This window comes from Frigoribacterium sp. CFBP 13729, assembly GCF_014841875.1.
Classification (GTDB): domain Bacteria; phylum Actinomycetota; class Actinomycetes; order Actinomycetales; family Microbacteriaceae; genus Frigoribacterium.
Genome location: NZ_JACYUR010000003.1, coordinates 1 through 26,234, shown reverse-complemented (window position 1 = coordinate 26,234; position 26,234 = coordinate 1). Strand labels below are relative to the sequence as shown.

Genomic DNA, 26,234 nt, shown 5'->3' with positions numbered 1-26,234 from the left:
TCTCCGCCGAAAGGAACCCACAGTGCTCATTGCACAGCGCCCCACCCTCACCGAGGAGAACATCTCGGAGTTCCGCTCGCGTTTCGCGATCGAGCCCCTCGAGCCCGGCTTCGGCTACACCCTCGGCAACTCGCTGCGTCGCACGCTCCTGTCGTCGATCCCCGGCGCGGCCGTCACCAGCATCCGGATCGACGGCGTGCTGCACGAGTTCACGACCGTCCCCGGCGTGAAGGAGGACGTGACCGAGGTCATCCTCAACATCAAGCAGCTCGTCGTCTCGAGCGAGCACGACGAGCCCATCACGGCCTACCTGCGCAAGCAGGGCGCGGGCCAGGTCACGGCCGCCGACATCTCGGCTCCGGCCGGCGTCGAGATCCACAACCCCGAGCTCGTCATCGCCACGCTCAACGACAAGGCGAAGTTCGAGCTCGAGCTGACGATCGAGCGTGGCCGCGGCTACGTCTCGGCCGTGCAGAACCGCGCCGAGTTCAGCGAAGCCGGTCAGATCCCGATCGACTCGATCTACTCGCCCGTCCTCAAGGTCACCTACCGCGTCGAGGCGACTCGTGCCGGTGAGCGCACCGACTTCGACCGCCTCGTCGTCGACGTCGAGACGAAGCCCGCGATCACGCCGCGCGACGCCATCGCGTCGGCCGGTCGCACGCTGACCGAGCTGTTCGGCCTGGCACGCGAGCTCAACACCGCCGCCGAGGGCATCGAGATCGGCCCCGCGCCGGTCGACGCCGTCCTCTCCAGCGAGCTGCAGACGCCGATCGAGGACCTCGACCTGTCGGTGCGCAGCTACAACTGCCTGAAGCGCGAGGGCATCAACACGGTGTCCGAGCTCGTCGCCCTCTCGGAGACGCAGCTCATGAACATCCGCAACTTCGGTCAGAAGTCGGTCGACGAGGTGAAGGACAAGCTCGTCGAGCTGGGTCTCTCGCTCAAGGACACGGTCCCCGGGTTCGACGGAGCCCACTTCTACAGCGGCTACGACGAGGAAGAGACCAACTAGGTCTCGTCTCCCGACGCCCTCCATCTTCGACAGCTAGGAACCAACGATCATGCCCAAGCCCACCAAGGGTCCCCGCCTCGGAGGCGGACCGGCTCACGAGCGTCTGATGCTCGCGAACCTCGCCGCATCGCTCTTCGAGCACAAGAGCATCAAGACGACCGAGACGAAGGCCAAGCGCCTCCGTCCCGTCGCCGAGCGCCTCGTCACCTTCGCGAAGCGGGGCGACCTCGCGTCGCGTCGTCGTGCGATGCAGACGCTGCGCAACAACAAGGACGCCGCGCACATCCTCTTCACCGAGATCGCGCCGCTCGTCGAGAACCGTGAGGGCGGCTACACCCGCATCACGAAGCTCGGCTTCCGCAAGGGCGACAACGCCTCGATGGTGTCGATCGAGCTCGTGCTCGAGCCCGTCACCCCCAAGGTCAAGTCGTCGTCGAGCTCGAAGGCCACGCCGGCCGCCGCGCCCGTCGAGGAGCCCGCCGAGGCCCCCGTCGACGAGACCGAGACGGTCGAGCAGAGCGAGCCCGTCGAGGCCGAGACCGAGACGGCTGCCGCCGACGAGGTCGAGACCGACGCCGCCGCGAAGTCGGACGACGTGAAGTCGGACGACAAGTAGTCACGAGCACCACCGGCAGAGGGCCCGTCACCGCGAGGTGACGGGCCCTCCGTCGTTCTCGGCCCCAGGCCGCCCCGCTGGTGGGGCGTCGTGCCGACAGGCGACGTCCCCCGAACAGGTGTCGTTCACCTAGGCGACACGTGACGGAAACCAGCCGGGCCGGCGGCGCGCCTAGGGTCACAGGGTCCCGTTCTCCCTGCCGAAGGAACTCATGTCACCCCGACCCCGACACACCACCCCGAGGGCGGTCGCCCTGGTGGCCGGTCTCGCCGTCCTGCTCGGTCCTCTCGTCCCCGCCGCCGCCGCCTCCGCGGCTCCCGGCGACGCCGGCGTCGTCATCGCGGAGGTGTACGCCAAGGGCGGCAGCGCGAACGCCCCGTACACGAACAAGTTCGCCGAGCTGTACAACCCGACCACCGCCTCCGTGGCGCTGGCGGGCTGGTCCCTCCAGTACCGCTCCGCGACCGGCACCGGCGCCTTCACCGCGGCGGACCTCTCGGGCGCGATCGCTCCCGGTGGCCACTACCTCGTGCAGATGTCCTCGAACGGCTCCACCGGTGCCGCGCTGCCGACGCCCGACGCGGTCACGACCCTCAACCCGGCCGGCGCGAGCGGCGTGCTGGTCCTGTCGAACGCGGCCACGCCGCTGACGCTGCCCGCAGGCTCCGTGTCGTCCACCACGCCCGGGGTCGTCGACGCCCTCGGCTGGGGCCTGGCGTCGGTGTTCGAGACGAGCGCGGCCGAGCTCGGCTCCGGCAACGGGACCCCCACCTCCTACGTGCGCACCGACTTCGCCGACACCGACGTCAACTCGGCCGACTTCACGCAGCAGTCGCAGGTCACGCCGCAGAACTCCGGGGGAGGCGGCACGACGCCCACCGACCCGGTGCCGGTCCCCGACCCGGTCAGCGAGGCCGACGTCACGATCGCCGAGCTGCAGGGCACGACCGACGTCAGCCCGTGGGCCGGCCGCACCGTGACCACACGCGGCGTCGTCACCGCGACCTACCCGACCGGCGGGCTCAACGGCTACGTCATCCAGACGCCGGGCACCGGCGGCGCGCTCGACCTCGGCACGCACCTCGCTTCCGACGCCGTCTTCGTCTACTCGGCGTCGACCGTCGGCTCGGTCGAGCTGGGCGACCACGTCGAGGTCGTGGGCGGCGTCACGGAGTTCAACGGCCTGACGCAGGTGGTCGTCACCGGCGCCACCTCGCTGACGGTGCTCGACGAGCCCGCCGTCGCCCCGCTGCCGGCGACCCTCGGCTTCCCCGCGACCGACGCGCAGCGCGAGTCGCTCGAGAGCATGCTCGTGCTGCCCCAGGGCGGGTTCACGGTCACCGACACGTACACGACGAACCAGTACGGTGAGGTGAAGCTGGCCGTCGGCGACCGTCCGCTGATCCAGCCGACCGAGGTCGCCCTGCCGGGCAGCGCCGAGGCCGCGGCCGTCGCGGCCGACAACGCCGCGCGCGCCGTCACGCTCGACGACGGGCAGTCGACGGCCTTCTTCACGAACCAGTCGGCGCCCGTGTCGTACCTCTCGAACGAGGACCCGGTGACGGTGGGCGCAGCGGTCGCGTTCACGAAGCCCGTCGTCCTCGAGTACCGGAACGGCGTGTGGAAGTACCAGCCCACCACCACGGTGACGGGCGAGACCCCGTACGCCGACCTCCCGGTCACCTTCGAGGACATCCGGACGGATGCCCCGCTCGAGGTGGGGGGCGACGTGAAGCTCGCCAGCTTCAACGTGTTGAACTACTTCACCACGACGGGCGACTCGATCCCGGGCTGCACGTTCTACCGCGACCGTGCGGGTGCTCCGCTGACGGTGAACAGCGGCTGCGACGCCCGCGGCGCCGCGAACGCCGAGAGCCTGGCACGCCAGCAGGTCAAGATCGTCACGGCGATCAACGCCCTCGGCGCCGACGTGGTCTCGCTCGAGGAGATCGAGAACTCGGCCCGCTTCGGCAAGGACCGCGACGAGGCCCTCCGCATCCTGGTGGCAGCCCTGAACGACGCTGCCGGCGGAGCCGTCTGGGACTACCCGCGCTCGCCCGCGGTCCAGCCGGCGAACCCCGACGTCATCCGTCTGGCCTTCATCTACAAGAAGGCCGTCGTCGAGCCGGTCGGCGAGTCGACCATCCTGGTGGGCTCCGCAGCGTTCAGCAACGCCCGGCAGCCCCTGTCGCAGGCGTTCCGCCCCGTCGGCGGCGACGCCGGGTCGACCTTCGTCGCGATCGCGAACCACTTCAAGTCGAAGAGCGGCGGCACCGGTCCGGACGCCGACGCAGGGGACGGCCAGGGCGGGTCGAACGGCTCGCGCATCAACCAGGCGAACGCCCTGGTCGCCTTCGCCGCCGAGCGTGAGGCCGCGGCCGGCACCGACAAGGTGTTCCTGCTGGGCGACTTCAACGCCTACAGCATGGAGGACCCGATCGAGGTGCTCAGGGCCGCCGGCTACGTCGACCTCGGCTCGACGGAGACGGACGAGTACAGCTACGTGTTCAGCGGGCTCAGCGGCTCGCTCGACCACGTGCTCGCCTCGCCGGCAGCGGCTGAGGTCGTCACGGGCGTGGACATCTGGAACATCAACTCGGGCGAGGGCATCGGCCTGGAGTACAGCCGCTTCAACAACAACGTGAGGCCGCTCTGGCAGCCCGACCAGTTCCGGTCGAGCGACCACGACCCCGTCGTCGTGGGCGTCGACCTGCTCGCCGACGTGATCGAGCCGACCGACCCGACGCAGCCGATCGACCCCGACGCGCCTGCCCAGCCCGGCCCGCCGGCCGACCCGGCGGCGCCCGCAGCCCCTGGCGGCACCGTCCCCGCGGGCCAGGGCTCGACGACCGCCGACGGGCTCGCCTTCACCGGCTCGGACTCCGTCGCGGCGTGGGTCGCGCTGGCGCTCGGGCTGCTGACCGCGGGCGGGACCCTCCTCGTCCGCCGGCGCCGCACCTCCTCGGGGGCCTGACGCCCCTCGCCGATCGACGGCCGCGACACGGGAGACCGTGCCGCGGCCGTCGTCGTCCGCGGGGGAGGGCGACGAGGAGGCGCGCCCCGGTCCCCGTAGGATCGACCCCGTGACGAACGCCCCGGCCCTCGACGACCCGGCCTTCGTGCAGGCGGGCCTGACCCGGGTGCGGCTGACCGTGGCCTACGACGGCACCGCGTTCTCGGGCTGGAGCGAGCAGCCCGGCCGGCGCACGGTCCAGGGCGAGATGGAGGCGGCGCTCCGCACGCTCTTCGGCCGTCACGAGCATGTCCCGACCGTCACGGTCGCCGGCCGCACCGACGCCGGCGTCCACGCGCGCGGCCAGGTGGTGCACCTCGACCTGACGGACGAGCAGATCGCCCAGCTGCAGCGGCCGCACCGCGGCATGGTCGACCGGTCGCCGCTCGACGCCCCGACCGTCCTGGCCCGGCGCCTGAACGGGCTGGCCGGCTCCTCGGACGAGATCGTCGTCTCCGGGGCGCGACTCGCGCCTCCTGGCTTCCACGCGCGCTTCGGCGCGCTCTGGCGGCGCTACGAGTACCGCATCGCCGACCGCGGGGCCGAGCGCGACCCGACGAGGCGCAGCCACACGCTCTGGTACGACCACCTGCTCGACCTCGACCTGATGAGCGCGACGGCCGCGGGCCTCGTGGGGCTGCACGACTGGGCCGCCTACTGCCGGCACCGCGACTACGCGACCACCATCCGCGAGCTCCAGCACTTCACCTGGAGGCGCGACGCCGACGGCGTGCTCGTCGCGACCGTGCAGGCCGACGCCTTCTGCCACAACCTCGTGCGCAACCTCGTCGGCGCCTGCGTCGCGGTGGGGGAGGGCGCGATGCCCGAGCACCGGGCCGTCGGCGTGCGCCGCGAGGCCGCGCGCAACGGCGAGTTCCGCGTGGTCCCGGCGACGGGCCTGACCATGGTCGAGGTGGGCTACCCGCCCGACGACGAGGTCGCGGCGCGCGTCGTGCTCACGCAGGTGAAGAGGTCGGCCGCTAGCCTCGACGGATGAGCGCTCCCCGCCCCGCTGCCCCGTCCGACGTCCCCGAGCTGCTGCGCCTGATCGTCGAGCTCGCGGTCTACGAGGAGGAGCCGGACGCCGTCAAGACGACCGAGGCCGACCTCGAGCGCGCGCTCTTCGGCGAGGCGCCCGCCGTCTTCGCCTTCGTGGTAGACGGCGACGAGCCGGGCGAGCTGGCGGGCCTCGCGATCTGGTTCCTCACCTTCTCGACCTGGGAGGGCGTCCACGGCATCCACCTCGAGGACCTGTACGTCGCGCCGCAGCACCGGGGCGCCGGCCACGGCCGGGCCCTGCTGGCGAGGCTGGCGCAGGAGGCGGTGGCCAGGGGGCTGGCCAGGGTCGAGTGGGCGGTCCTCGACTGGAACGAGCCCTCGATCGGCTTCTACCGGTCGCTCGGCGCCTCGTCGATGGACGAGTGGACCACCTTCCGGCTCGACGGCGACGCGCTCTCCTCGCTCGGTGCCTCCTGACGAGGGAGCGGTCCGCCGGCCGGGTCGGCCGGGCGCGACCGTTTGACGCCTCCGGGCGTGTCGGGTATCGTCGACCCTTGGTGCCTGCGCAACTGCGCGCGGCGCCCGAAGTTGAGCCCTCCACCTGACTCGTTCTCGCGACATCGTCGCGACAACGGCAACGGAGCGGGATTCACGGACACCTCACCTCGACCAGGAAGCAGCACTACTGTGACGCGCACTTTCTCCCCCAAGCCGGCTGACGTCCAGCCGCAGTGGCTGATCATCGACGCGAACGACGTCGTCCTCGGCCGTCTGGCCTCGCACGTGGCAGCCCTGCTGCGCGGCAAGCACAAGGCGACCTTCGCCCCCCACATGGACATGGGCGACTTCGTCATCGTCATCAACGCCGACAAGGTGGCCCTCACCGGCTCCAAGCTGGCCGAGAAGCTCTACTACCGCCACTCGGGCTACCCGGGCGGCCTGACGGCGACGACCTACTCCGAGATGGTCGAGAAGCACCCGACGCGTGCCGTCGAGAAGGCCATCCGCGGCATGCTGCCGAAGAACTCGCTGGGCCGTGCCCAGATCAAGAAGCTGAAGGTGTACGCGGGTGCCGAGCACCCCCACGCTGCTCAGCAGCCCACGGTTTACACCCTCGACCAGGTCGCCCAGTAGCGTCCGCCTTCAGACTTAAGGACCCCCACACAGTGGCTCAGATCGCAGATTCCATCGACCAGGCTCCCGAGAGCTTCACCACCGAGAGCTCGGCTCCCGAGGCCCAGGCGACGCCCCGCGCCGTCCTGAACGTCTCCGGCTCGGCCGTCGGCCGCCGCAAGGAGGCCATCGCCCGTGCGCGCCTCGTGCCCGGCACCGGCACCTTCGTGGTCAACGGACGCACCCTCGAGGAGTACTTCCCGAACAAGCTGCACCAGCAGCTGATCAACGACCCGTTCAAGGTGCTCGACCTGCTCGGCGCCTACGACGTCACCGTCAAGGTCACCGGCGGCGGCCCCTCGGGCCAGGCGGGCGCCCTGCGTCTCGCCATCGCCCGCACGCTGAACGAGATCGACCGCGAGAACAACCGCGCCACGCTCAAGAAGGCCGGCTTCCTCACCCGCGACGCCCGCGTCATCGAGCGCAAGAAGGCCGGTCTCAAGAAGGCCCGCAAGGCCTCGCAGTTCTCGAAGCGCTAAGAACCACGAGGGGCAGGTCCGCGATGTCGCGACTCTTCGGTACCGACGGCGTTCGGGGACTTGCCAACCGTGAGCTGACCGCCGCGCTCGCCCTGGGCCTCGCCCAGGCGAGCGCGGTGGTGCTCACCAAGGGACACCACGCCGAGGCGCGTCGTGCCGAGGGCCGACGGCCGGTGGCCGTCGTCGCTCGTGACCCCCGCATCTCGGGGGAGTTCATCACCGCCGCCGTCTCGGCGGGCCTGGCCAGCTCCGGCGTCGACGTGCTCGACGCAGGGGTCATCCCGACCCCCGCGGCGGCGTTCCTCGTCGACGACATCGGCGCCGACTTCGGCGTGATGATCAGCGCCTCGCACAACCCCGCGCCCGACAACGGGATCAAGTTCTTCGCGTTCGGCGGCACGAAGCTGCCCGACGAGGTCGAGGACCGCATCGAGGCCGCCATGAGCGAGCCGCAGCTGATGCCGGTCGGCGGCGACGTCGGTCGCATCCGCCGGTTCGCCGACGCCGAGGACAGGTACGTCCTCCATCTCCTCGGCGCCCTGCCGAACCGGCTCGACGGCATCCACGTCGTGCTCGACTGCGCCCACGGCGCGGCGTCGGCCGTGTCGCCCGAGGTCTTCACCGACGCCGGCGCCAGGATCACCCTGATCGGGGCCGACCCCGACGGCATGAACATCAACGACGGCGTGGGCTCGACCCACCTCGACAACCTGGCCGCCGCCGTGCTCGAGCACGGCGCCGACGTCGGCATCGCCCACGACGGCGACTCCGACCGGTGCCTCGCGGTCGACGCCACCGGCGCGGTCGTCGACGGCGACCAGATCATGGCGATCATCGCCGTCGCCCAGAAGGAACACGGCAAGCTGGCGAAGGACACGCTCGTCGCCACGGTCATGAGCAACCTCGGGCTCATCCGGGCCATGGGCGACCACGGCATCACCGTCCGCCAGACGCGCGTCGGCGACCGCTACGTGCTCGAGGACATGAACGAGCACGGCTTCACGCTCGGCGGCGAGCAGTCCGGCCACATCGTCTTCAGCGACTACGCGACGACCGGCGACGGCATCCTCACGGGCCTCTCGCTCGTGGCGCGCATGGCCGAGACCGGCAAGACCCTCGCCGAGCTGGCCCAGGTCATGACGGTCTTCCCCCAGATCCTGATCAACGTGAAGGGCGTCGACCGCGAGCGCCTGGCGGGCGACGAGGGCGTCGCCGAGGCCGTCGCCGCCTTCGAGCGCGAGCTCGGCGACTCGGGTCGCGTGCTGCTCCGCCCGTCGGGCACGGAGCCCGTCGTCCGGGTCATGGTCGAGGCCGCCGACCAGGAGACCGCCGACCGCGTCGCGCACGCGCTCGCCGACGTCGTCCGCGAGCGGCTCGCCCTCTAGCGACCGCTCGGACGGCACGCGCATCGTGCCGCGCCACCGCTGGTCGGGCACGATGGGCGCATGACGTTCCTCGTGCCGGCCGCCGTCTTCGGGATCCTCTACGTCGTGAGCCGGCGCCGCGACGCCCGGCGGCTGCGCAACGGGGTCTTCCTCGTCGGGGCGCTCGGTTCGCTGTTGCTCGCAGGGGTGCTCGAGCTGGCGGCCGCCAGCGCGCTGCTCCAGCTGGTCGTCTTCCTCGGCTTCGGGCTCGCGGGCGTCCTGATCCTCGTCCTGGCCGTGTTCCTGGTGGCCAACGGGGTCACGATGCTGCGCCTCGAGGGGCGCAGCCTCGGCAACCTGCTGTCGCTGCTGGCCGGGCTGGCACTGGTCGCCCTGCCGACCGCCGCCGTGCTGCTCGTCTTCCTCCCCGCGAGGACGGCGCTGCCGTCGGGCCTCGTCACGGTGCTCGTGTCGCTCGGCGTCCTCGTCTTCCTGGCCTGCCTCTACGCCGCCGCCACCTTCGCGGCCTTCGGGCTCTACTCGCTCGTCTACAGCCGGTACCGCCACACGGACCGTCCCGACGCGCTGGTCGTGCTCGGCTCCGGGCTCATCCGCGGCGAGGTGCCCCCGCTGCTGCGCAGCCGGCTCGACAAGGCCCTCGCGATCTACCGGTCGGTGCCGGTCGGCACGGCGCGACCGATCCTGGTGCCGTCCGGCGGGCAGGGCTCCGACGAGCCGCGGCCGGAGGGCGAGGCCATGGCCGAGTACCTGCTGGCCCAGGGAGCCGACCCGGCCGACGTGCACCCCGAGACCGCGTCCACCAGCACCCGCGAGAACCTCGTGCTCTCGCGCGAGGTGCAGCACGCGGCAGGTCGCGGGGGCAGCACGCTCGTCGTCACCAACGACTACCACGTGCTCCGTGCCGCCCTGCTCGCCAGGGCGGTCGGCAGCGACGCCCAGGTGGTCGGCTCGCCGACGGCCGCGTACTACGTGCCGAGCGCCTTCCTCCGCGAGTACGTGGCCATCATGGTCGAGCACGAGCGCCTCAACGCGGTCGCGATCGGCGCCGTCGTGGCCTTCGTCGCGTTGCTGACCGTGGTGTCGTTCCTGCCGGTGTGACGACCGGCGGCGGGCCAGGTTGCCGGCCCGCGCCTCCTCGGGCCTAGATCTTGCGGAGCAGGACCGAGCTGACCTTGTGGTCGGCGGCCTTGCGGAGCACGAGCGTGGCGCGCGACCGCGTCGGGAGGACGTTCTCGATCAGGTTGGGCTCGTTCACCGAGCGCCACACGGTCGAGGCGAAGGCCCTGGCCTCGGCCTCGTCCATGTCGGCGAACCGGTGGAAGAACGAGCGCTCCTGCGTGAAGGCGCTCTTCTGCAGCGCGAGGAACCGGTCGACGAACCAGCTCTCGATGTCGCTCGTGCGGGCGTCGACGTAGACGGTGAAGTCGAAGAGGTCGCTCAGCGCGAGCCGCCCCGCGACGGGGGGCTGCAGCACGTTGAGGCCCTCGACGATCAGGATGTCGGGCCGCCGCACGACCACCTCGGCCCCCGGCATGATGTCGTAGCTCGTGTGCGAGTAGAAGGGCGCCCGCACCTCTTCTGCACCGCTCTTGACCTGCGAGACGAAGCGAAGCAGGTGCCGGCGGTCGTACGACTCGGGGAACCCCTTGCGGTCCATGATGCCGCGGCGCTCGAGCTCGGCGTTCGGGTAGAGGAACCCGTCGGTGGTGACGAGCTCGACGCGGGGCGTGTCGTCCCAGCGGCTCAGGAGCTCGCGCAGGAGGCGCGCGACGGTCGACTTGCCGACGGCCACCGAGCCCGCGACGCCGATCACGAACGGGGTGCGCTGCGCCCGCTCGCCCAGGAAGTCGCTGGTGGCCCGGTGCAGGTTGCGTGCGCCGGCGGCGTAGAGGTTGAGGAGGCGGCTGAGCGGCACGTAGACGTCCTGCACCTCGCGCATGTCCAGCCGGTCGCCGAGGCCGCGGAGCTGCACGATCTCCGTCTCGGTCAGCGGGAGGCGCGTCGCCGGGGCGAGGTCGGCCCAGGCGTCGCGGTGGATCTCGACGAACGGCGTCGCGTGGGTCGTCGGGGAGCTCGCGTCGGCCATGGGCCCGAGGCTACCCGGTCAGCCGCTCGGCGCACGCGGGCGTGCACCGGGGCCGACCGTGCCGTCTCGTGGGGGCTCGTCGGGTCGTCTCGCGACGCCTCGCCGGGCCACGCCCGGGGGCCTCGCCGACCGACCAGTGCCGACGCCCTAGGATCGTCTGCATGTGTGGAATCGTGGGATACGTGGGCTCTGCCGGAGCCGGTGAGAAGAGCGTCGAGGTGCTGCTGGGCGGCCTGAAGCGGCTCGAGTACCGCGGCTACGACTCGGCCGGGGTCGCGGTGATCGGCGCGGACGGCGCGCTCGACAGCCGCAAGAAGGCCGGCAAGCTCCAGGTGCTGGTCGACGACCTCGAGGCCGACCCCCTGCGCGACGGCCAGACCGGCATCGGCCACACCCGCTGGGCGACGCACGGCGGCCCGACCGACGAGAACGCGCACCCGCACCTCGCCGACGACGGCAAGCTGGCGCTCATCCACAACGGCATCATCGAGAACTTCTCCGAGCTCAAGGCCGAGCTGCTCGCCGAGGGCGTCGAGTTCCTCAGCGAGACCGACTCCGAGGTCGCGGCGCACCTCGTGGCCCGCGCCTACCGCGCCACCGGCGACCTGGCCGAGGCCCTGCGCACCGTCGTCGCCACCCTCGACGGCGCCTTCACCCTGCTCGTCGTGCACGCGGACCAGCCGGGCGTCGTCGTCGGGGCCCGCCGCAACTCGCCGCTCGTGATCGGGCTCGGCGACGGCGAGAACTTCCTCGGCAGCGACGTCGCGGCGTTCGTCGCGCACACCCGTCGCGCCATGTCGATCGGCCAGGACCAGCTGGTCACCATCCGCCCCGACTCGGTCGAGGTCGTCGACTTCGACGGCGCACCCGTCGAGACGAGCGAGTTCGAGATCGACTGGGACGCCTCGGCCGCCGACAAGGGCGGCTGGTCCAGCTTCATGGCGAAGGAGATCAGCGAGGAGCCCGAGGCCGTCGCGAAGACCCTGCTCGGCCGCGTGTCGGGCGGCCTCGTCTCCCTCCGCGAGCTCGACGGCGTCGCCGACCGGCTCGCGACGGTGGACCGCGTCATCGTCATCGCCTGCGGCACCGCCGCCTACGCCGGCATCCTCGGCAAGTACGCCATCGAGCAGTGGGCCCGCGTGCCCGTCGAGGTCGAGCTCGCCCACGAGTTCCGCTACCGCGACCCCGTGCTCGACGGGAAGACGCTGGTCGTCTCGATCAGCCAGTCCGGCGAGACCATGGACACGCTCATGGCCGTCAAGTACGCCCGTGAGCAGGGCGCGCAGGTCCTGTCGATCTGCAACACGCAGGGCTCGACCATCCCGCGCGAGTCCGACGCGGTCATCTACACGCACGCCGGCCCCGAGGTCGCCGTCGCGTCGACCAAGGCGTTCGTCGCCCAGGGCACGGCCCTGTTCCTGCTCGGGCTGCACCTCGCGAAGCTGCGCGGCACGCTCAGCACCGACGAGATCGCCGCGCAGGTCACCGACCTCCAGGCCATCCCGGAGAAGATCGAGCGCGTGCTCGAGTCGTCCGAGCGCATCCGCACCCTGGCGGGCTGGATGGCCGACACGCGGTCGGTGCTGTTCCTCGGCCGCCACGTGGGCTACCCGATCGCCCTCGAGGGCGCACTCAAGCTCAAGGAGCTCGCGTACATCCACGCCGAGGGCTTCGCCGCCGGCGAGCTGAAGCACGGCCCGATCGCGCTGATCGAGCCCGGCCAGATCGTCTTCGTGATCGTGCCGTCGCCCCGCGACCCGCGCTCGCTGCACCCGAAGGTCGTCTCGAACATCCAGGAGATCCGCGCCCGAGGTGCCCGCGTCATCGCGATCGCCGAGGAGGGCGACGCCGCGGTGCTGCCCTTCGCCGACGAGGTGCTGCACATCCCGCTCGCCGCGCCGCTCTTCGAGTCGTTGCTCGCCGTCGTGCCGTTGCACGTCTTCGGGATGGAGCTCGCCGCGGCCAAGGGCCTGGACGTCGACCAGCCGCGCAACCTCGCCAAGTCGGTCACCGTCGAGTAGCGGGCCGCCGATGACGCACCCCCGCAGATCGTGATCGTGGGCATCGGGGTCGACGTGGTCGACCTGGACCGCTTCGAGGGCTCGCTCGACCGCACGCCGGCCCTGCGCACCCGCCTGTTCGGCGAGGCCGAGCTGGTGCTGCGTGACGGCTCGCCCCGTCGCGTCGAGTCGCTGGCGGCCCGCTTCGCCGCCAAGGAGGCGCTCATCAAGGCCCTGGGCGGCTCGGCCGGGGTGCGCTGGCACGACGTCGTCGTCGAGTCGGACCCCGACGGGGCGCCGAGCCTCGTGCTCGCCGGGGGAGCGCGGTCGCTGGCCGACTCGCGGGGCGTGACGCGCCTCCACCTGTCGCTCAGCCACGACGGCGGCGTCGCCGTCGCGTACGTCGTCGCCGAGGGGCCCGAGCCCGGCCAGGAGCCGTCGGCGCGCTCGGCGCGCTCGGCGCGCTCGTCGGACGAGGAGGCGGTGGTCGCGTGACGCAGGACGTCCGGCTCGCCGTCGACACGGCGGCCCTCGCCCACAACGTCGGGGTGCTCCGCGAGAGGGCGGGCTCCGCCCTCGTGATGGTCGTCGTCAAGGCGAACGCCTACGGGCACGGCGCGGTCGAGAGCGCCCGGGCCTTCGCCGCCGCCGGCGTCGACTGGCTCGGCGTCGCCGACCTCGACGAGGCCCTCGAGCTCCGCCGCGCGGGCATCACGACGCCGGTGCTCGCCTGGCTGCACGCGCCCGGCGAGACGTTCGAGCAGGCGGCCCGGCACGACGTGACGCCCGCGGTCTCCGACCTCGCGCAGCTCGAGGCGGCCGCGGCGGCGGGCGTCCGCGCCGTCCACCTCTGCGTCGACACCGGGCTCAGCCGCAACGGGGCCGTCGAGTCCGAGTGGCCCGCCCTGTTCGACCGGGCCGCCGAGCTGCGCGACGTGCTGCCCGTCGAGGGGCTGATGAGCCACCTCTCGAACACGTCGCCCGAGGAGGACGGGCTGCAGCTCGCCTCCTTCCTCCGTGCCTCCGCCGCCCTCGGCGAGCGGGGCGTCGAGCCGCCGCTCCGGCACCTCGCGGCGTCGGCGGCGGCCCTGCACTACGAGGGCTCCCACACCACGATGGTGCGTCTCGGGCTGGCGGCCTACGGACTGAGCCCGTTCCCCGACCGCACCTCGGCGGACCTGGGTCTCCGGCCTGCCCTGACGATGACGGCGCCCGTGACGTCGACCAAGCGCGTCCCCGCCGGCGAGGGCGTCTCGTACGGGTACCTGTTCCGGCCCGAGCGCGACACCACCATCGCCGTCGTCCCGGTCGGCTACTCGGACGGGATCGACCGCGCCGCGAGCGACCGCGCGTCGGTGACGATCGGCCAGCGCACCTACCGCGTGCGCGGGCGCATCGCCATGAACGCCCTCGTGATCGACGTCGGAGACGACCCGGTCGAGGTCGGCGACGAGGTCGTCGTGTTCGGCGACCCGGCGCTCGGGCGACAGGGCGCCGACGACTGGGCCCGCGCCTCCGGCAGCATCACCTGGGACGTCGTCGCCTCGCTCTCCGCACGACTCCCGAGGAGCACCGCATGACGGCCTGGATGCGCCGCGCGACGATCGACCTGGCCGCCTACCGGGCGAACCTGACCTCGCTGATCGAGCGCATGGCGCCGGTCGAGGTGCTCGCGATCGTCAAGGCCGACGCCTACTCGCTGGGCGCCGAGGTGATCGTGCCCGAGGCGCTCGCCGCCGGGATCCGCTGGTTCGGCACGGTCGAGCCGCAGCCCGCGTACGAGATGCGCCGGGCGGGCGTCGGCGACGAGGCGTCGTTCTTCGCCTGGCAGCTCGGCCCCGACGAGGACTGGGACGCCGCCGTGCGGCTCCGGGTCGACCTCGGGGTCTCGACCCTCGAGCAGCTCGAGTCGTTCGCCGCCGCCGCCCGGGCGGCGGGCCCGGGCCACGAGGCCCTCGTCCACCTCACGATCGACACCGGGCTGCACCGCGAGGGCTGCCTGCCCGCCGACTGGCCCGCCTTCGTCGCGCGCGCCGTCGAGCTGCGCGACGAGGGCACGGTGCGGCTGCGCGGCGCGTTCTCGCACGTGTCCGAGACGAGCGAGGCCGACGACCACGCCGCCTCCCTCGTGTTCCGCAGGGCGCTCGAGGACGCGGAGGCGCTGGGCGCGACGTTCGAGAAGCGCCACATGTCGTCCAGCTCGGCGGGCATGGAGCACCCCGAGCGGCGCTTCGACATGGTCCGCATGGGCTCGAACGGCTACGGCAACCCCGTCACGGAGGGCGTGACCGCCGCCGACCGCGGGCTCCGCCCCGTGCTGACCCTCGGCGCCCGCGTGGTGCGCGTCAAGCGCGTCGCGGCCGGCACCGGCGTCTCGTACGACTACACCTGGCGGGCCGAGCGCGACACCACGCTCGCCCTCGTGCCCCTGGGCTACGCCGACGGCGTGAGCCGGCGTGCGCAGCAGCGGGCCCAGGTGACGATCCACGGCCGGCGGTACCCGATCGTGGGCCGCGTCGCGATGGACCAGTTCCTCGTCGACGTCGGCGACGACGAGGTCGAGGTCGGCGACGAGGTGCTGCTCTTCGGCCCCGGCGACGACGGCGAGCTCACCATCGGCGAGTGGGCCGACCTGACCGACAGCATCCCGGAGGAGGTCTCCTGCCGCATCGGCGCGCGCGTGCCGCGGCACTACCTCGGCCGGACCGGCGGGGGAGTCGACTCTGGTGCGACCGCGACCGCGCCCGACGGGACGGCCGCCGGGGCGTCCTCGTGACCGTGCCGCCGCCTCCTGCGGGCCGGGTGCTGTTCGCCGGCGACCTCGTCGACACCGAGGCGACGGAGGCGCTCGGCCGCCGGCTCGCCGGGGTGCTGCGGGCCGGCGACCTGCTGGTGCTGACCGGGCCGCTGGGCGCCGGCAAGACCACGCTCACCCGCGGCCTCGGCGCAGGGCTGCAGGTGCGCGGCCAGGTGGCGAGCCCCACGTTCGTCCTCGCGCGCACGCACCCGACGGCGTCGGGCGTGCCGCTCGTGCACGTCGACGCGTACCGGCTGGGCGGCGCCGACGAGCTCGACGACCTCGACCTCGACTACGAGGGGTCGGTCGTCGTGGTCGAGTGGGGCGCCGGGCTGCTCGACGGCGTGGCGGAGTCGTGGCTCGACGTCGTGATCGAGCGCCCGACGGGAGCGGGAGGCGAGCTCGGCGACGACGGCCGCGACCCCGAGGGCCTCCCCGACCCCGACGGCCTCGCCGATTCCGACTCCGACACCGACCCCGACGACGTCGCCGACGAGCCGCGCCGCCTGACGGTCACGGCGCACGGCCCGCGCTGGGAGGGCGTCCGGCTCACGACCGGCTGAACCGCTGCTCCCCCACGACGCCGAGCAGCCCGAGCGCCTCGGCGGCGCCCGACCCGGGCACGGGGGTGAGCACGAGCAGCACCTGCGACTGGTCCTCGGTGAAGAGCGCCTGGCAGTGCACCTCGATCTCGCCGACCTCGGGGTGCCGCAGGGTCTTGTGCTCGTCGAAGCGGCTGCCCACCTCCTGCAGGTCCCAGTAGCGACGGAACTCGTCGCTCGACGCGAGGAGGCTCGCCACGACGCGCGCCGCCAGCGGGTCGGGATCGGGCATCGACGCGGCGACGCGCAGCTGCGCGACCTGGAGCCGGCCCTGGTGCTCGTGGTCGTGCTCCGGGTACTGGCCGCGCGCCTCCGGGTGGGCGAACCAGCGGTGGATGCCGCTGCGGTCGAGGCCGGTCCAGCCGAGCCCGTCGCCGAAGACCGCGGCGGCGAGCCGGTTCTGCGCCAGGGTCTCGCCGAGCTCGGTGATGACGAGGGCAGGAGTGTCGTCGAGGCGGTCGAGCACGCGCATCAGGCCGGGGCTCACGTGCGGAGAGCGGCGTGCGCGGCGGGGAGCCTCGTGGCCGGCGAGGCGGAACAGGTGGTCGCGCTCGTCGAGGTCGAGGCGCAGCCCGCGGGCGATGGCCGTGAGCATCTGGTCGGAGGGCTGCGGCCCCCGGCGCTGCTCGAGGCGGGCCCAGTAGTCGGACGACATGCCGACCACCGCGGCGATCTCCTCGCGCCGCAGGCCGGCGGTGCGACGACGGGCGCCGGCGGGCAGGCCGACGTCGGAGGGCTGCAGCGCCTCGCGGCGTGCGCGGAGGAACTCGGCGAGTCCGGGACGGTCCATGGGGCCATCCTCGCCCCTGGCGGCGGCGCGGACCAGGGACCGGCGCTCCCCCGATGGGCGCTCCCTTCCCAGACAGGGAGGCGCGGCGCAGGCTGGGCTGCGACGGGGCCCCGGGCCCCGACGCCGCCGGACGACACCGACGGGCCGCACGACCGAGGAGACACCATGAAGACCACCGGGAACACCGTCCTGATCACCGGCGCCACGTCCGGGATCGGCCTCGGCCTCGCCGAGCGCCTGAGCGCCCGTGGCGACACCGTCATCGTCGCGGGACGCCGCCGTGCGCTGCTCGACGAGATCGTCGCGACGCACCCCGGCGTGCACGCGGTCGAGCTCGACGTCGCCGACCCCGAGTCGATCCGCTCGGCCTTCGGGACGGTCACCCGCGACCACCCCGACCTCGACGTCGTCGTGACGATGGCGGGCATCATGCTCCCCGAGGACCTCCGTGACCCCGGGCACCTCGACGTCGCCGAGTCGATCGTCACGACGAACCTGCTCGGCACGATCCGCACGGCGGCCGCGTTCGGCCCCTGGCTCGCGGCCAAGCCGGACGGCGTGCTGATGACCGTCTCGTCGGGCCTGGCGTTCGTGCCCCTGCCCGTGACGCCGACCTACTCCGCCACGAAGGCCGCGGTGCACTCGTTCACCCAGAGCCTCCGCGTGCAGTGGGCCGACACGCCCCTCCAGGTCGTCGAGCTCGTGCCGCCGGCCGTGCAGACGACGCTCATGGGCCAGCAGGACGACGAGTCGGCCATGCCGCTCGAGGAGTTCCTCGACGAGACCGTGCGGATCCTCGAGCAGCAGCCCGACGTCGAGGAGGTGCTCGTGCAGCGCGTGCGGTTCCTCCGCGACGCCGAGGCCGAGGGGCGCCACGCTGACGTGCTCGACCTCCTCTCGCAGCACCGCTGACCTGCCCGTCCCGGTCGAGCCGAGGAGGCGCGGGCCGCGTCGGCGGCACCGCCTACGATTGACCTCGTGATCCTGGCCATCGACACCTCCGCCGGCACGGCCGTCGCCGTCGTCGACCGCGACGGCGGGGTCCTCGCCGAGCGGTCGGTCGCCGACACGCGTCGGCACGCCGAGGTGATCGGCACGCTGATCGAGGCCGTCACGACCGAGGCCAGCGTCGCCCCGCGCGACCTCAGCGCGGTCGTCGCGGGCGTCGGGCCCGGCCCGTTCACCGGTCTCCGGGTCGGAATCGTCGCCGCCCGTGCCTACGCGTTCGGCGCCGGGGTGCCCTGCCTCGCTGTCGGCAGCCACGACGCGATCGCCTTCGAGCGCCTCAGCGCCGCGGCCGGCAGATCGGTCTCCGACGCCGGCGGCCGTCTCGACTCCCCGCTCGTCGTCGTGACCGACGCGCGCCGTCGCGAGGTGGCCTGGACGGCGTGGTCGGGCCTCGACGACGACGGCCTCCCCGTGTCCGCCGGGGGGCCGGCGCTCGTGGTGCCGGCGCTCCTCGACGACGCGACCGGCGCCTCCTCGGCCTGGCCCCGCACCGATCCCGACGACACCGTCGTCTCGGCCGGTGCGCTCGGCATGCTGGCCGAGCGGCTCTTCGAGCACGGCCGGCCGTTCGCCGACGCTGCTCCGCTCTACCTGCGCGAGCCCGACGTGACGCCGGCGGCCCGGCCGAAGACGGTCAGCCAGTGAGCTTCCGGCTGCGACGCGCCTCCGTGGACGACCTCGACGCCGTGATGGCGATCGAGACGTCGGTCTTCGTGAACGACGCCTGGTCGAGCGACGGGATGGCGCACGAGCTCGCCTCCCGCGACGGCTTCTACCTGGTCGCCACGCCCGACGCCGACGACACCCGCATCGTGGGTTACAGCGGTCTCATGGTGCTGCCCGGCGCTCCCGACGCCGACGTCCAGACCATCGCCGTGCTGCCCGAGGCTCGGCGTTCGGGGCTCGGACGGGCGCTGATGGGCCAGATGATCGCCGAGGCCCGGCGTCGGGGCGTCCGCGAGGTGTTCCTCGAGGTGCGTGCCGACAACCCCGGGGCGCAGAGCCTCTACGAGTCGCTCGACTTCGAGGCGATCGCCGTGCGCCCCCGCTACTACATGCCCGACGCCGTCGACGCGGTGGTCATGCGGCTGCGGGTGCCGGCGACGACGACCGAGCCGGCAGGCGCGACGATCGAGACGAGCGAGAGCGAGCCCCTGCTGTGACCGAGACGACCACCTCCTCGGCGCCGATGCACGCCCCCGTCGTGCTCGGCATCGAGACGAGCTGCGACGAGACCGGGGTCGGCATCGTGCGCGGCACCGAGCTGCTCGCCAACGTCATCTCGTCGTCGATGGACGAGCACGCCCGCTACGGCGGCGTCGTGCCCGAGGTCGCCGCCCGCGCCCACCTCGACGCGATGGAGCCCGCCCTGCGCGCAGCGCTCGCCGAGGCCGGGCTGACGCTCGACGAGGTCGACGCGATCGCCGTCACGAGCGGCCCCGGGCTGGCCGGCGCCCTCATGGTCGGGGTCGGCGCGGCCAAGGCGCTCGCGCTCGCCACCGGCAAGCCCCTCTACGCCGTGAACCACCTCGTCGGGCACGTCGGCGCCGACGTGCTGCGCGACGACGGCAGCGACCTCGAGCTGCCGACCGTCGCCCTGCTCGTCTCGGGCGGACACACCTCGCTGCTGCACGTGCGCGACCTCGTCGACGACGTCGAGCTGCTCGGCGAGACGATCGACGACGCGGCGGGCGAGGCCTTCGACAAGGTCGCCCGTCTGCTCGGCCTGCCCTACCCCGGCGGACCGCACATCGACCGCGTCGCCGTCGGGGGAGACCCGGCCGCGATCCGGTTCCCCCGGGGGCTCACCCTGCCGAAGGACAGGGCGGCCCACCGCTGGGACTTCTCGTTCTCGGGTCTCAAGACCGCCGTCGCCCGGTGGGTCGAGCGCCGCCGCGACGAGGGGCAGGAGGTGCCGGTCGCGGACGTGGCCGCCAGCTTCCGCGAGGCGGTCGCCGACGTCCTGCTCACGAAGGCGCTCGACGCGTGCGCCGAGCTCGGCGTGCCGCGCCTGCTGCTCGGCGGGGGAGTCGTCGCCAACGCCCGGGTGCGGCAGCTCGCGGAGGAGCGCTGCGCGGCAGCCGGAGTGGAGCTGCGCGTGCCGCCCCTGTCGCTCTGCACCGACAACGGCGCCATGATCGCGGCCCTCGGCGCACAGCTCGTCTCCCGGGGGCGGGCGCCGTCGCCGCTCGACTTCGGGGCGGACTCCACGCTGCCGGTGACGGTCGTCCAGGTCTGACGCGCACCGCGCCTCCGTCGTCCACAGGCCCCGAGCGCTGCCGAGCCGTCGCTGGCCCCTCGCGCTAAGGTGGGGGCCTCACGACCAAGGAGACCCCGGACATGACCGACCAGAACCCGGCCCCCCAGGGCCAGCCCTACCAGCAGGACGCCTACCAGCAGAACCCGTACCAGGCGCCCCCGGCGCCGAACGGCGGCTACGGCGCCCCGGCCCAGCGCAACTCGCTCGCCCTCGTCGCCCTGATCCTCGGCATCGCCGGCTTCTTCACGGGCATCGCCAGCATCGGCGCCATCGTCGTTGGCCACATCTCGCTGAGCCAGATCAAGAAGACCGGCGAAGAGGGCCGCAGCATGGCGCTGTGGGGCACGATCCTCGGCTACGCCGCGATCGCGCTGGGCATCATCCTCGTGATCATCTTCGTCGTCTTCTTCGCGGCCGCCGCCTCGGCGGGCCTCGGCGACTACGAGACCTACTGACACGTCCGCGGGCCTCTGGGTCCGCGACCGGGGTCCTGGGTCCCCTCATCGACTCGGTGGATAGCATGACGGGGTCCGCGCTCACCGGCGCGGGCCCCGTTCCCGCATCCTGAGCGTGCCGACCGCACGACTCGTCCGCAGCAGCCCCGCACGCGAAAGGCTCCCCATGGCCACCGACGACCCGAACACCGAGCAGCCGGCAACCGGCTCGGCTCCCGCGCCTGCCCCGTCGGGCGAGCACGCGCCTGCCTCGTCGGGCGACCACGACCGACCCGCCTCGTCGCCGCCGCTGCCGCCCACCGCCTTCCCCGGCGCCGCCTCGCAGCCGCCCGCGCCCCAGCCCTCGCACCACCCGTTCGTCGCGCCGGGCGCCGCGCCGTCCGCGCCGCAGGCTCCCGCGTCGGCTCCGTACGGTGCGCCGCAGCCTCCGGCGTCTGCTCCGTACGGTGCGCCGCAGCCTCCGGCGTCGGCTCCGTATGGTGCGCCGCAGCCTCCGGCGTCGGCTCCGTATGGTGCGCCGCAGCCTCCGGCGTCTGCTCCGTATGGTGCGCCGCAGCCTCCGGCGTCTGCTCCGTACGGTGCGCCGCAGCCTCCGGCGTCTGCTCCGTACGGTGCGCCGCAGGCTCCGCCTCGGCCCGTGTACGGGCAGCAGGGGCAGCAGCCCTACGGCGGCCCGTCGCAGCCTCAGCAGCAGTACGGCGTGCCCCCGCAGCAGTACGGCGTGCCCCCGCAGCAGTACGGTGCTCCCGCGCAGCAGCAGTACGGCGCGACTCAGCAGCCCTACGGCGCACCCCCGCAGCAGCAGCCCTACGGAGCGCAGCAGCAGTACGGCGCCCCCCAGCAGCCCTACGGCGCGGCGTACTCGCCCTACGCTTCGGCAGGTGCCACGAAGCCCTCGAGCGTCCTCAGCGTCCTGTCGCTCGTCGCGTCGATCGTCGGGTTCCTCGGGGTCATCGTCACCTTCGGTGCCGGCGTCGTGTTCTCGATCGCGGCGGTCGTGCTCGGCCACATCGCCGGCCGGCGTGAGCGGCAGGCCCGCAAGCTCTGGCTGCCGGGCCTCATCGTCGGCTACGCGGGCATCGCCCTCGCGGTGATCATCTGGATCGGGCTGATCGTCTTCTTCGCGAGCATGCCCGGCGGGTCGTCCGGAACCTTCGACGGCGGCTACGGGCAGTCCTGACCCGCGCCTCCTGGGGCAGGCCCGCAGAGGGGCAGGTCGTCCGGGCGGCGGGCCGTCAGGACGACGGGCCGCCTGGGTGGCCAGTCGTCAGACGCGCTCGCAGAGCAGAGCCGTGTGGCGACCGGCCACCCGGGTCAGCACCAGGGTCGCGGCGTGCGTGCCCTGCAGCGACAGCCGCTTGCGGAACGCGGCGGGGTCGACGTCGACGCCGCGCTTCTTGATCTCGAGCCGGCCGATGCCCCGGGTGCGCAGCTCGCGTTTGAGGGTCTTCTCGTCGAGCGGGAACGTCTCGACGACGCGGAACACCTGGGCGAACGGCGTCTCGACCGCCTCGTCGGAGGTGAGCCACGCGATGTCCCGGCTGAGCGACCGGGCACCGAGCCGCCGAGCCAGGTCGCCGATCAGCCGGGCGCGGATGACGGCTCCGTCGGGCTCGTAGAGGTACTCGCCGAGCTCGCCGACCTCGACGTCGTCGGAGTCGGCGGGAGCGGTCAGCTCGGCCGTGCCGTGCGCTCCCACGACGAGCGCGGCCCGGCCCACGCCGGGGCGGGCGAGCGGCCCGAACCAGACGCCGACCTCGACGACCTCGCGGTCGACCGAGATCCACTGGCACTCGGCGTCGAGGGGCAGCAGCTCGCGGTCGACGCCGGGGCCGAGCTTGACCCCGGTGGGCAGTCGCTCGGCCCAGCCGAACGCGACGTCGAGCGAGGGCGACCAGTCGGCCGGGTCGGCCAGGCGCCTCGTCGCGGCGTGGCCGGCCGTGCGGCGGGCCGGGTCGAGGAACACGCCCTCGACGTCGCCGACGTCGACCGTCGCGGCGTCGCCGTGCACGACGCGGGACGAGGCCCACGGCGCGAGGTTGTAGGAGGCGACGGCCGCGGTGACCTCGTCGCGGTCGACCGCCAGCACGTCGAGCTCGAGGGCGGCCAGGGCGAGCGCGTCGCCGCCGATGCCGCAGCCGAGGTCGGCGACGCTGCGGAGCCCGGCGGCCCGGTAGCGGCCGGCGTGACGGGCGGCGACGGGGAGGCGCGTGGCCTGCTCGAGACCGGCCTCGGTGAAGAGCATGCGGCTGGCGAAGTCGCCGAACTTCGCGACGGCCTTGGCCCGGAGCCGGGACTGGCTCAGCACGGCCGCGACCAGGGAGGGCGAGTGGCCCTGCCGGCGGAGCGCCGCGACGGCGCCGACGACGTCGTCGGACGCGCTCCACGCAGGGAGCGAGTCGAGCAGTCGGAGCCCCTCGGGCGAGAGCACGTCGAGCAGCTCAGCAGTGTCCATGCCACCAGTCTCGCCCATCGCCGACCGACTCTGGCACTCGGATTGACCGAGTGCCAGTTCGGCTCTACAGTTGTTCTGGCACTCGCACGTGGCAAGTGCCAGCCCACGTTCTACGAAGTTCCGAGAAAGCAGAGGTCAACCGTGTCGGTCTCCATCAAGCCGCTCGAAGATCGCATCGTCATCCAGCAGGTCGAAGCCGAGCAGACCACGGCTTCCGGCCTCGTGATCCCCGACACCGCCAAGGAGAAGCCCCAGGAGGGCGAGGTCGTGGCGGTCGGACCGGGTCGCATCGACGACAACGGCAACCGCGTGCCGCTCGACGTCGCCGTCGGCGACAAGGTCATCTACAGCAAGTACGGCGGCACCGAGGTCAAGTACGCCGGCGAGGACTACCTCGTCCTCTCGGCGCGCGACGTCCTCGCCGTCATCGTCCGCTAGGCAGACGACGCACCTGCTCCACCCGGAGGCCCCCGCCCAGGCGGGGGCCTCCGTCGTCCCCGGGCGGGAACGGCAGCGGAGCGAGCCAGCGTGGCAGGAGTGGCCGTGTCCGACGACGGCGGCCCGCCCTAGAGTCGTCCCGTGAACCGCAGAGCGCTCTCGTGACCCGCACCCGCACCTCCTCGTCGGGCGGCCTCGCCTACGCCGTCAGCGCCTACGGCCTGTGGGGCGTGCTGCCGGTGTTCTTCCTGCTCATGTCGCCCTCGGGGCCGTTCGAGATCGTCTCGTGGCGCATCCTCTTCTCCCTCGCCTTCTGCGTCGTGCTGCTCGCCGTCACCCGCGGGTTCCCGGCTTTCCTCGCGCTGCTGCGTCAGGGGCGGGTCGTCGGCACCATGGCGCTGGCCGGCGTGCTCATCGTCGTCAACTGGACGACCTTCATCGTCGCGACCCTGGCCGGGCACGTGGTCGAGGCTGCCCTCGGCTACTTCATCAACCCGATCGTCACGGTGCTGCTCGCGGTGCTGGTGCTGCGCGAGCGCCTCCGGCCGGTGCAGTGGGTCGCGATCGGCCTGAGCGCCGTGGCCGTCGTCGTCATCACGGTGGGCACGGGCGGGGTGCCGTGGCCCTCGCTGATCATGGCCTTCTCGTTCGGGGCCTACGGGCTCGTCAAGAAGCAGATGGGCGGCAAGGTCGACGCCGTCAGCGGGCTGACCCTCGAGACGATGGCGGTCGCGCCGTTCGCGGCGGTCGCGCTCGTCGTGCTGGCCGTCACGGGCATCGGCGGGGGTGTCGTGTTCGGCACCGTCAGCCTCGTGCACACGCTGACGGTGATCAGCTCGGGGATCGTGACGGCGGTGCCGCTCCTGCTCTTCGCCGCCGCCGCACGTCGGCTGCCGCTGGCGACCATCGGGCTGACGCAGTACCTCGCGCCCGTGCTGCAGTTCGTCGTCGGGGTCGTGCTGCTGCACGAGGAGATGCCGACGAGCCGGTGGATCGGCTTCGCCATCGTCTGGGTCGCGCTGATCGTGCTCACCACCGACATGGTCGTGACGAGCCGGAGGAGCCGTGCGCGAGGCCGCGAGGCCGACCGTGCGGCGGCCCTGGCCCCTGACCCCGCCGGCGGACGTGACGCCGGCCCTGCGGGCGACCGCGCGGCAGGTGCTGAGTCGATGTCACGAATTGCTAACGAAACGGCAGGGTGACCGGGAGAACACACGCAGGAAACATTCCGCCCCTAGTTTCTTCTCAATCGCGGGGACCGTCCACCTAGTGTCGGTCCGGCTGTACGCGCTTCATGAAAGGGACCACGGATGATCCGATCCACCAAAGGGCTGAGGGCCCTGGCGCTCGCAGGAGCCGCCTCCGTTCTGCTCGCAGCCTGTTCCACCACCTCTTCCTCGACCGACGACCCCTCGTCGTCCGCGTCGTCGACGACCAAGGCCGACCCCGCGGCCTCCTGCGAGGCGCCCAGCAGCCCCGGCCAGGACGCCCTCCGCATCGGCACCATCCTGCCGAACACGGGCACGCTCGCCTACCTGGCCCCGCCCGCCGAGGCCGGCGTCGGCCTCGCCGTCGAGGACATCAACGCCGCCGGCGGCGTGCTCGGCCAGGACGTCACGATCGACCCCGCGACCGACTCCGGCGACAGCAACGACCTCACCGTCTCGAGCGCCGCAGCGACGCAGCTGATCGACGCGAAGGTGCCGGTCGCGATCGGCGCAGAGTCGTCGAGCGTCACGCTCAACGTCATCGACCAGCTCACCGCCGCCTGCATCGTCGAGATCTCGCCCGCCAACACGGCGACCTCGCTCAGCGGCTACTCGTCGTACTACTTCCGCACCGCTCCGCCGGACTCGGTCCAGGGCAGCGCGCTCGGCACGCAGATCGTCAACGACGGCCGTGCCAACGTCGCGTTCCTCGTCTTCAACGACACCTACGGCACCGGCCTGCGCGACTCCGTCCAGGAGTCGATCGAGGCCTCGGGCGGCACCGTCGTCTACGGCGCGTCCGGCGAGGGCCAGGAGTTCCCCCCCGGCCAGACCACGTTCTCGTCCGAGGTGACGGCCGCGCTGGCCACGAACCCCGACGCGATCGTCACCTTCGACGAGACCAAGTCGATCGTCCCCGAGCTCATCTCGCAGGGCGCCGACATCAGCACGGTCTACATGTCGGACGGCAACACGGCCGACTACAGCGAGGACTTCGACCCGGGCACCCTCGCCGGCGCCCAGGGCACCATCCCCGGTGCGTTCCCGTCGACCGACCTGCAGTCGCGCTTCGCCGAGTACTACCAGCGCACCGCGGGCTCGGCCCTGGCCGACTACTCGTACGCGCAGGAGTCCTACGACGCCGTCATCCTCGCCGCGCTCGCCGCGGTGAAGGGCGGGGGCACGGACTCGGGCACCATCCAGGCCAACATGGCTGCGGTGTCCGGTGCTGACGAGGGCACCGAGTGCACCACGTTCGCGGAGTGCGTCACGGCCATCGAGGCCGGCGACGACATCCACTACACCGGCCCCTCGGGCATCGGTCCGTTCGACGACCAGAACGACCCGTCGAGCGCCTTCATCGGCATCTACAAGTTCGACGACAACAACGTCCCCGTCTACCAGACGGCGGTCGAGGGCCAGGTCGAGTAACACGGCCCATGCGTGACGGAGAGG

General features: G+C 72.7%; 26 protein-coding genes. 23 read left to right on the top strand and 3 right to left on the bottom strand.

The genetic code is table 11. The features are described from left to right. The first annotated feature begins 22 nt into the window (after window positions 1–22). The 9 genes from IFT77_RS10490 (at window position 23) to IFT77_RS10450 (ending at window position 9,778) form a co-directional block, all read left to right on the top strand. The gene (locus tag IFT77_RS10490) at window positions 23–1,015 is read left to right on the top strand and encodes a DNA-directed RNA polymerase subunit alpha (protein ID WP_123547705.1); all 993 of its coding nucleotides are present in this window, start codon (window positions 23–25) and stop codon (window positions 1,013–1,015) included. A gap of 49 nt (window positions 1,016–1,064) precedes the next feature. After that, on the top strand, window positions 1,065–1,631 hold the full coding sequence (rplQ, locus tag IFT77_RS10485; RefSeq protein ID WP_192040734.1) for a 50S ribosomal protein L17: 567 nt from the start codon (window positions 1,065–1,067) through the stop codon (window positions 1,629–1,631). A gap of 211 nt (window positions 1,632–1,842) precedes the next feature. Beyond that, window positions 1,843–4,605 carry an ExeM/NucH family extracellular endonuclease gene (locus IFT77_RS10480; RefSeq protein ID WP_192169967.1) on the top strand — a complete coding sequence of 921 codons (2,763 nt, stop codon included), beginning with the start codon at window positions 1,843–1,845 and terminating at the stop codon, window positions 4,603–4,605. Window positions 4,606–4,714: 109 nt separating this feature from the next. Then, window positions 4,715–5,641, top strand: a complete 927-nt coding sequence (locus IFT77_RS10475) for a tRNA pseudouridine(38-40) synthase TruA (protein ID WP_371741016.1) — start codon at window positions 4,715–4,717, stop codon at window positions 5,639–5,641. Next, window positions 5,638–6,120, top strand: a complete 483-nt coding sequence (locus IFT77_RS10470) for a GNAT family N-acetyltransferase (RefSeq protein WP_192040736.1) — start codon at window positions 5,638–5,640, stop codon at window positions 6,118–6,120. Before IFT77_RS10475 ends, IFT77_RS10470 begins: the two co-directional genes overlap by 4 nt. Before the next feature lie 210 nt (window positions 6,121–6,330). Beyond that, window positions 6,331–6,777, top strand: a complete 447-nt coding sequence (gene rplM, locus IFT77_RS10465; RefSeq protein WP_146902850.1) for a 50S ribosomal protein L13 — start codon at window positions 6,331–6,333, stop codon at window positions 6,775–6,777. A gap of 32 nt (window positions 6,778–6,809) precedes the next feature. Further along, window positions 6,810–7,295 (top strand): 30S ribosomal protein S9, encoded by a 486-nt coding sequence (gene rpsI / locus IFT77_RS10460; protein WP_123547710.1) that lies wholly within the window; start codon window positions 6,810–6,812, stop codon window positions 7,293–7,295. Window positions 7,296–7,318: 23 nt separating this feature from the next. After that, window positions 7,319–8,680 (top strand): phosphoglucosamine mutase, encoded by a 1,362-nt coding sequence (gene glmM, locus IFT77_RS10455; protein ID WP_192040737.1) that lies wholly within the window; start codon window positions 7,319–7,321, stop codon window positions 8,678–8,680. A gap of 60 nt (window positions 8,681–8,740) precedes the next feature. Beyond that, window positions 8,741–9,778: a YdcF family protein gene (locus tag IFT77_RS10450; RefSeq protein WP_192040738.1), complete on the top strand. Its 1,038-nt coding sequence runs from the start codon at window positions 8,741–8,743 to the stop codon at window positions 9,776–9,778. A 43-nt stretch (window positions 9,779–9,821) separates the two neighbouring features. Here the strand turns inward: IFT77_RS10450 and coaA are convergent, their stop codons facing one another. Next, window positions 9,822–10,766 (bottom strand): type I pantothenate kinase, encoded by a 945-nt coding sequence (gene coaA, locus IFT77_RS10445; protein ID WP_123547713.1) that lies wholly within the window; start codon window positions 10,764–10,766, stop codon window positions 9,822–9,824. A gap of 161 nt (window positions 10,767–10,927) precedes the next feature. Between coaA and glmS the strand changes: the two genes are divergently transcribed. From glmS to tsaE, 5 genes are read left to right on the top strand one after another with little or no spacing between them, the layout of a single operon-like run. After that, window positions 10,928–12,787, top strand: coding sequence for a glutamine--fructose-6-phosphate transaminase (isomerizing) (gene glmS, locus IFT77_RS10440; protein WP_192169966.1), 1,860 nt, complete (start codon window positions 10,928–10,930; stop codon window positions 12,785–12,787). A gap of 30 nt (window positions 12,788–12,817) precedes the next feature. Beyond that, window positions 12,818–13,261, top strand: a complete 444-nt coding sequence (locus tag IFT77_RS10435; protein ID WP_192169965.1) for a holo-ACP synthase — start codon at window positions 12,818–12,820, stop codon at window positions 13,259–13,261. After that, complete coding sequence (alr, locus tag IFT77_RS10430) at window positions 13,258–14,346, top strand: alanine racemase (protein ID WP_192040741.1); 1,089 nt, start codon at window positions 13,258–13,260, stop codon at window positions 14,344–14,346. The genes IFT77_RS10435 and alr (IFT77_RS10430) overlap by 4 nt, the downstream gene beginning before the upstream one ends. Further along, on the top strand, window positions 14,343–15,542 hold the full coding sequence (gene alr, locus IFT77_RS10425; RefSeq protein ID WP_192169964.1) for an alanine racemase: 1,200 nt from the start codon (window positions 14,343–14,345) through the stop codon (window positions 15,540–15,542). The genes alr (IFT77_RS10430) and alr (IFT77_RS10425) overlap by 4 nt, the downstream gene beginning before the upstream one ends. Next, window positions 15,539–16,126: a tRNA (adenosine(37)-N6)-threonylcarbamoyltransferase complex ATPase subunit type 1 TsaE gene (tsaE, locus tag IFT77_RS10420; protein ID WP_371741015.1), complete on the top strand. Its 588-nt coding sequence runs from the start codon at window positions 15,539–15,541 to the stop codon at window positions 16,124–16,126. The genes alr (IFT77_RS10425) and tsaE overlap by 4 nt, the downstream gene beginning before the upstream one ends. On the opposite strand, the gene IFT77_RS10415 is transcribed toward tsaE, so the two are convergent. Then, the gene (locus IFT77_RS10415; RefSeq protein WP_192040743.1) at window positions 16,113–16,955 is read right to left on the bottom strand and encodes a helix-turn-helix transcriptional regulator; all 843 of its coding nucleotides are present in this window, start codon (window positions 16,953–16,955) and stop codon (window positions 16,113–16,115) included. The two genes, tsaE and IFT77_RS10415, sit on opposite strands and share 14 nt — an antisense overlap. 165 nt (window positions 16,956–17,120) lie before the next feature. Between IFT77_RS10415 and IFT77_RS10410 the strand changes: the two genes are divergently transcribed. From IFT77_RS10410 to IFT77_RS10385, 6 genes are all read left to right on the top strand, one after another. Beyond that, window positions 17,121–17,867 (top strand): SDR family oxidoreductase, encoded by a 747-nt coding sequence (locus IFT77_RS10410; RefSeq protein ID WP_192169963.1) that lies wholly within the window; start codon window positions 17,121–17,123, stop codon window positions 17,865–17,867. A 66-nt stretch (window positions 17,868–17,933) separates the two neighbouring features. Continuing rightward, a complete protein-coding gene (gene tsaB, locus IFT77_RS10405; protein ID WP_192040745.1) occupies window positions 17,934–18,608 on the top strand; it encodes a tRNA (adenosine(37)-N6)-threonylcarbamoyltransferase complex dimerization subunit type 1 TsaB in 675 nt (224 codons plus the stop codon). Next, window positions 18,605–19,126 carry a ribosomal protein S18-alanine N-acetyltransferase gene (gene rimI, locus IFT77_RS10400; protein WP_371741014.1) on the top strand — a complete coding sequence of 174 codons (522 nt, stop codon included), beginning with the start codon at window positions 18,605–18,607 and terminating at the stop codon, window positions 19,124–19,126. The genes tsaB and rimI overlap by 4 nt, the downstream gene beginning before the upstream one ends. Window positions 19,127–19,152: 26 nt before the next feature. Continuing rightward, window positions 19,153–20,202 (top strand): tRNA (adenosine(37)-N6)-threonylcarbamoyltransferase complex transferase subunit TsaD, encoded by a 1,050-nt coding sequence (gene tsaD, locus IFT77_RS10395; RefSeq protein ID WP_192041392.1) that lies wholly within the window; start codon window positions 19,153–19,155, stop codon window positions 20,200–20,202. A gap of 101 nt (window positions 20,203–20,303) precedes the next feature. Next, complete coding sequence (locus tag IFT77_RS10390) at window positions 20,304–20,678, top strand: DUF4190 domain-containing protein (protein ID WP_192040746.1); 375 nt, start codon at window positions 20,304–20,306, stop codon at window positions 20,676–20,678. Window positions 20,679–21,315: 637 nt separating this feature from the next. Continuing rightward, window positions 21,316–21,858 carry a DUF4190 domain-containing protein gene (locus IFT77_RS10385; protein ID WP_192169962.1) on the top strand — a complete coding sequence of 181 codons (543 nt, stop codon included), beginning with the start codon at window positions 21,316–21,318 and terminating at the stop codon, window positions 21,856–21,858. A gap of 87 nt (window positions 21,859–21,945) precedes the next feature. Here IFT77_RS10385 and IFT77_RS10380 read toward each other — a convergent pair whose 3' ends face one another. Next, a complete protein-coding gene (locus IFT77_RS10380) occupies window positions 21,946–23,133 on the bottom strand; it encodes an SAM-dependent methyltransferase (protein WP_192169961.1) in 1,188 nt (395 codons plus the stop codon). 141 nt (window positions 23,134–23,274) lie between these two features. Between IFT77_RS10380 and groES the strand changes: the two genes are divergently transcribed. The 3 genes from groES to IFT77_RS10365 all read left to right on the top strand — a co-directional run bounded on the left by groES (window position 23,275) and on the right by IFT77_RS10365 (window position 26,210). After that, the gene (gene groES / locus IFT77_RS10375) at window positions 23,275–23,571 is read left to right on the top strand and encodes a co-chaperone GroES (protein WP_123355202.1); all 297 of its coding nucleotides are present in this window, start codon (window positions 23,275–23,277) and stop codon (window positions 23,569–23,571) included. 161 nt (window positions 23,572–23,732) lie between these two features. Beyond that, window positions 23,733–24,773: an EamA family transporter RarD gene (gene rarD, locus IFT77_RS10370; protein ID WP_192040749.1), complete on the top strand. Its 1,041-nt coding sequence runs from the start codon at window positions 23,733–23,735 to the stop codon at window positions 24,771–24,773. A gap of 108 nt (window positions 24,774–24,881) precedes the next feature. Continuing rightward, window positions 24,882–26,210 carry an ABC transporter substrate-binding protein gene (locus IFT77_RS10365; protein WP_192040750.1) on the top strand — a complete coding sequence of 443 codons (1,329 nt, stop codon included), beginning with the start codon at window positions 24,882–24,884 and terminating at the stop codon, window positions 26,208–26,210. Window positions 26,211–26,234 lie beyond the last annotated feature (24 nt).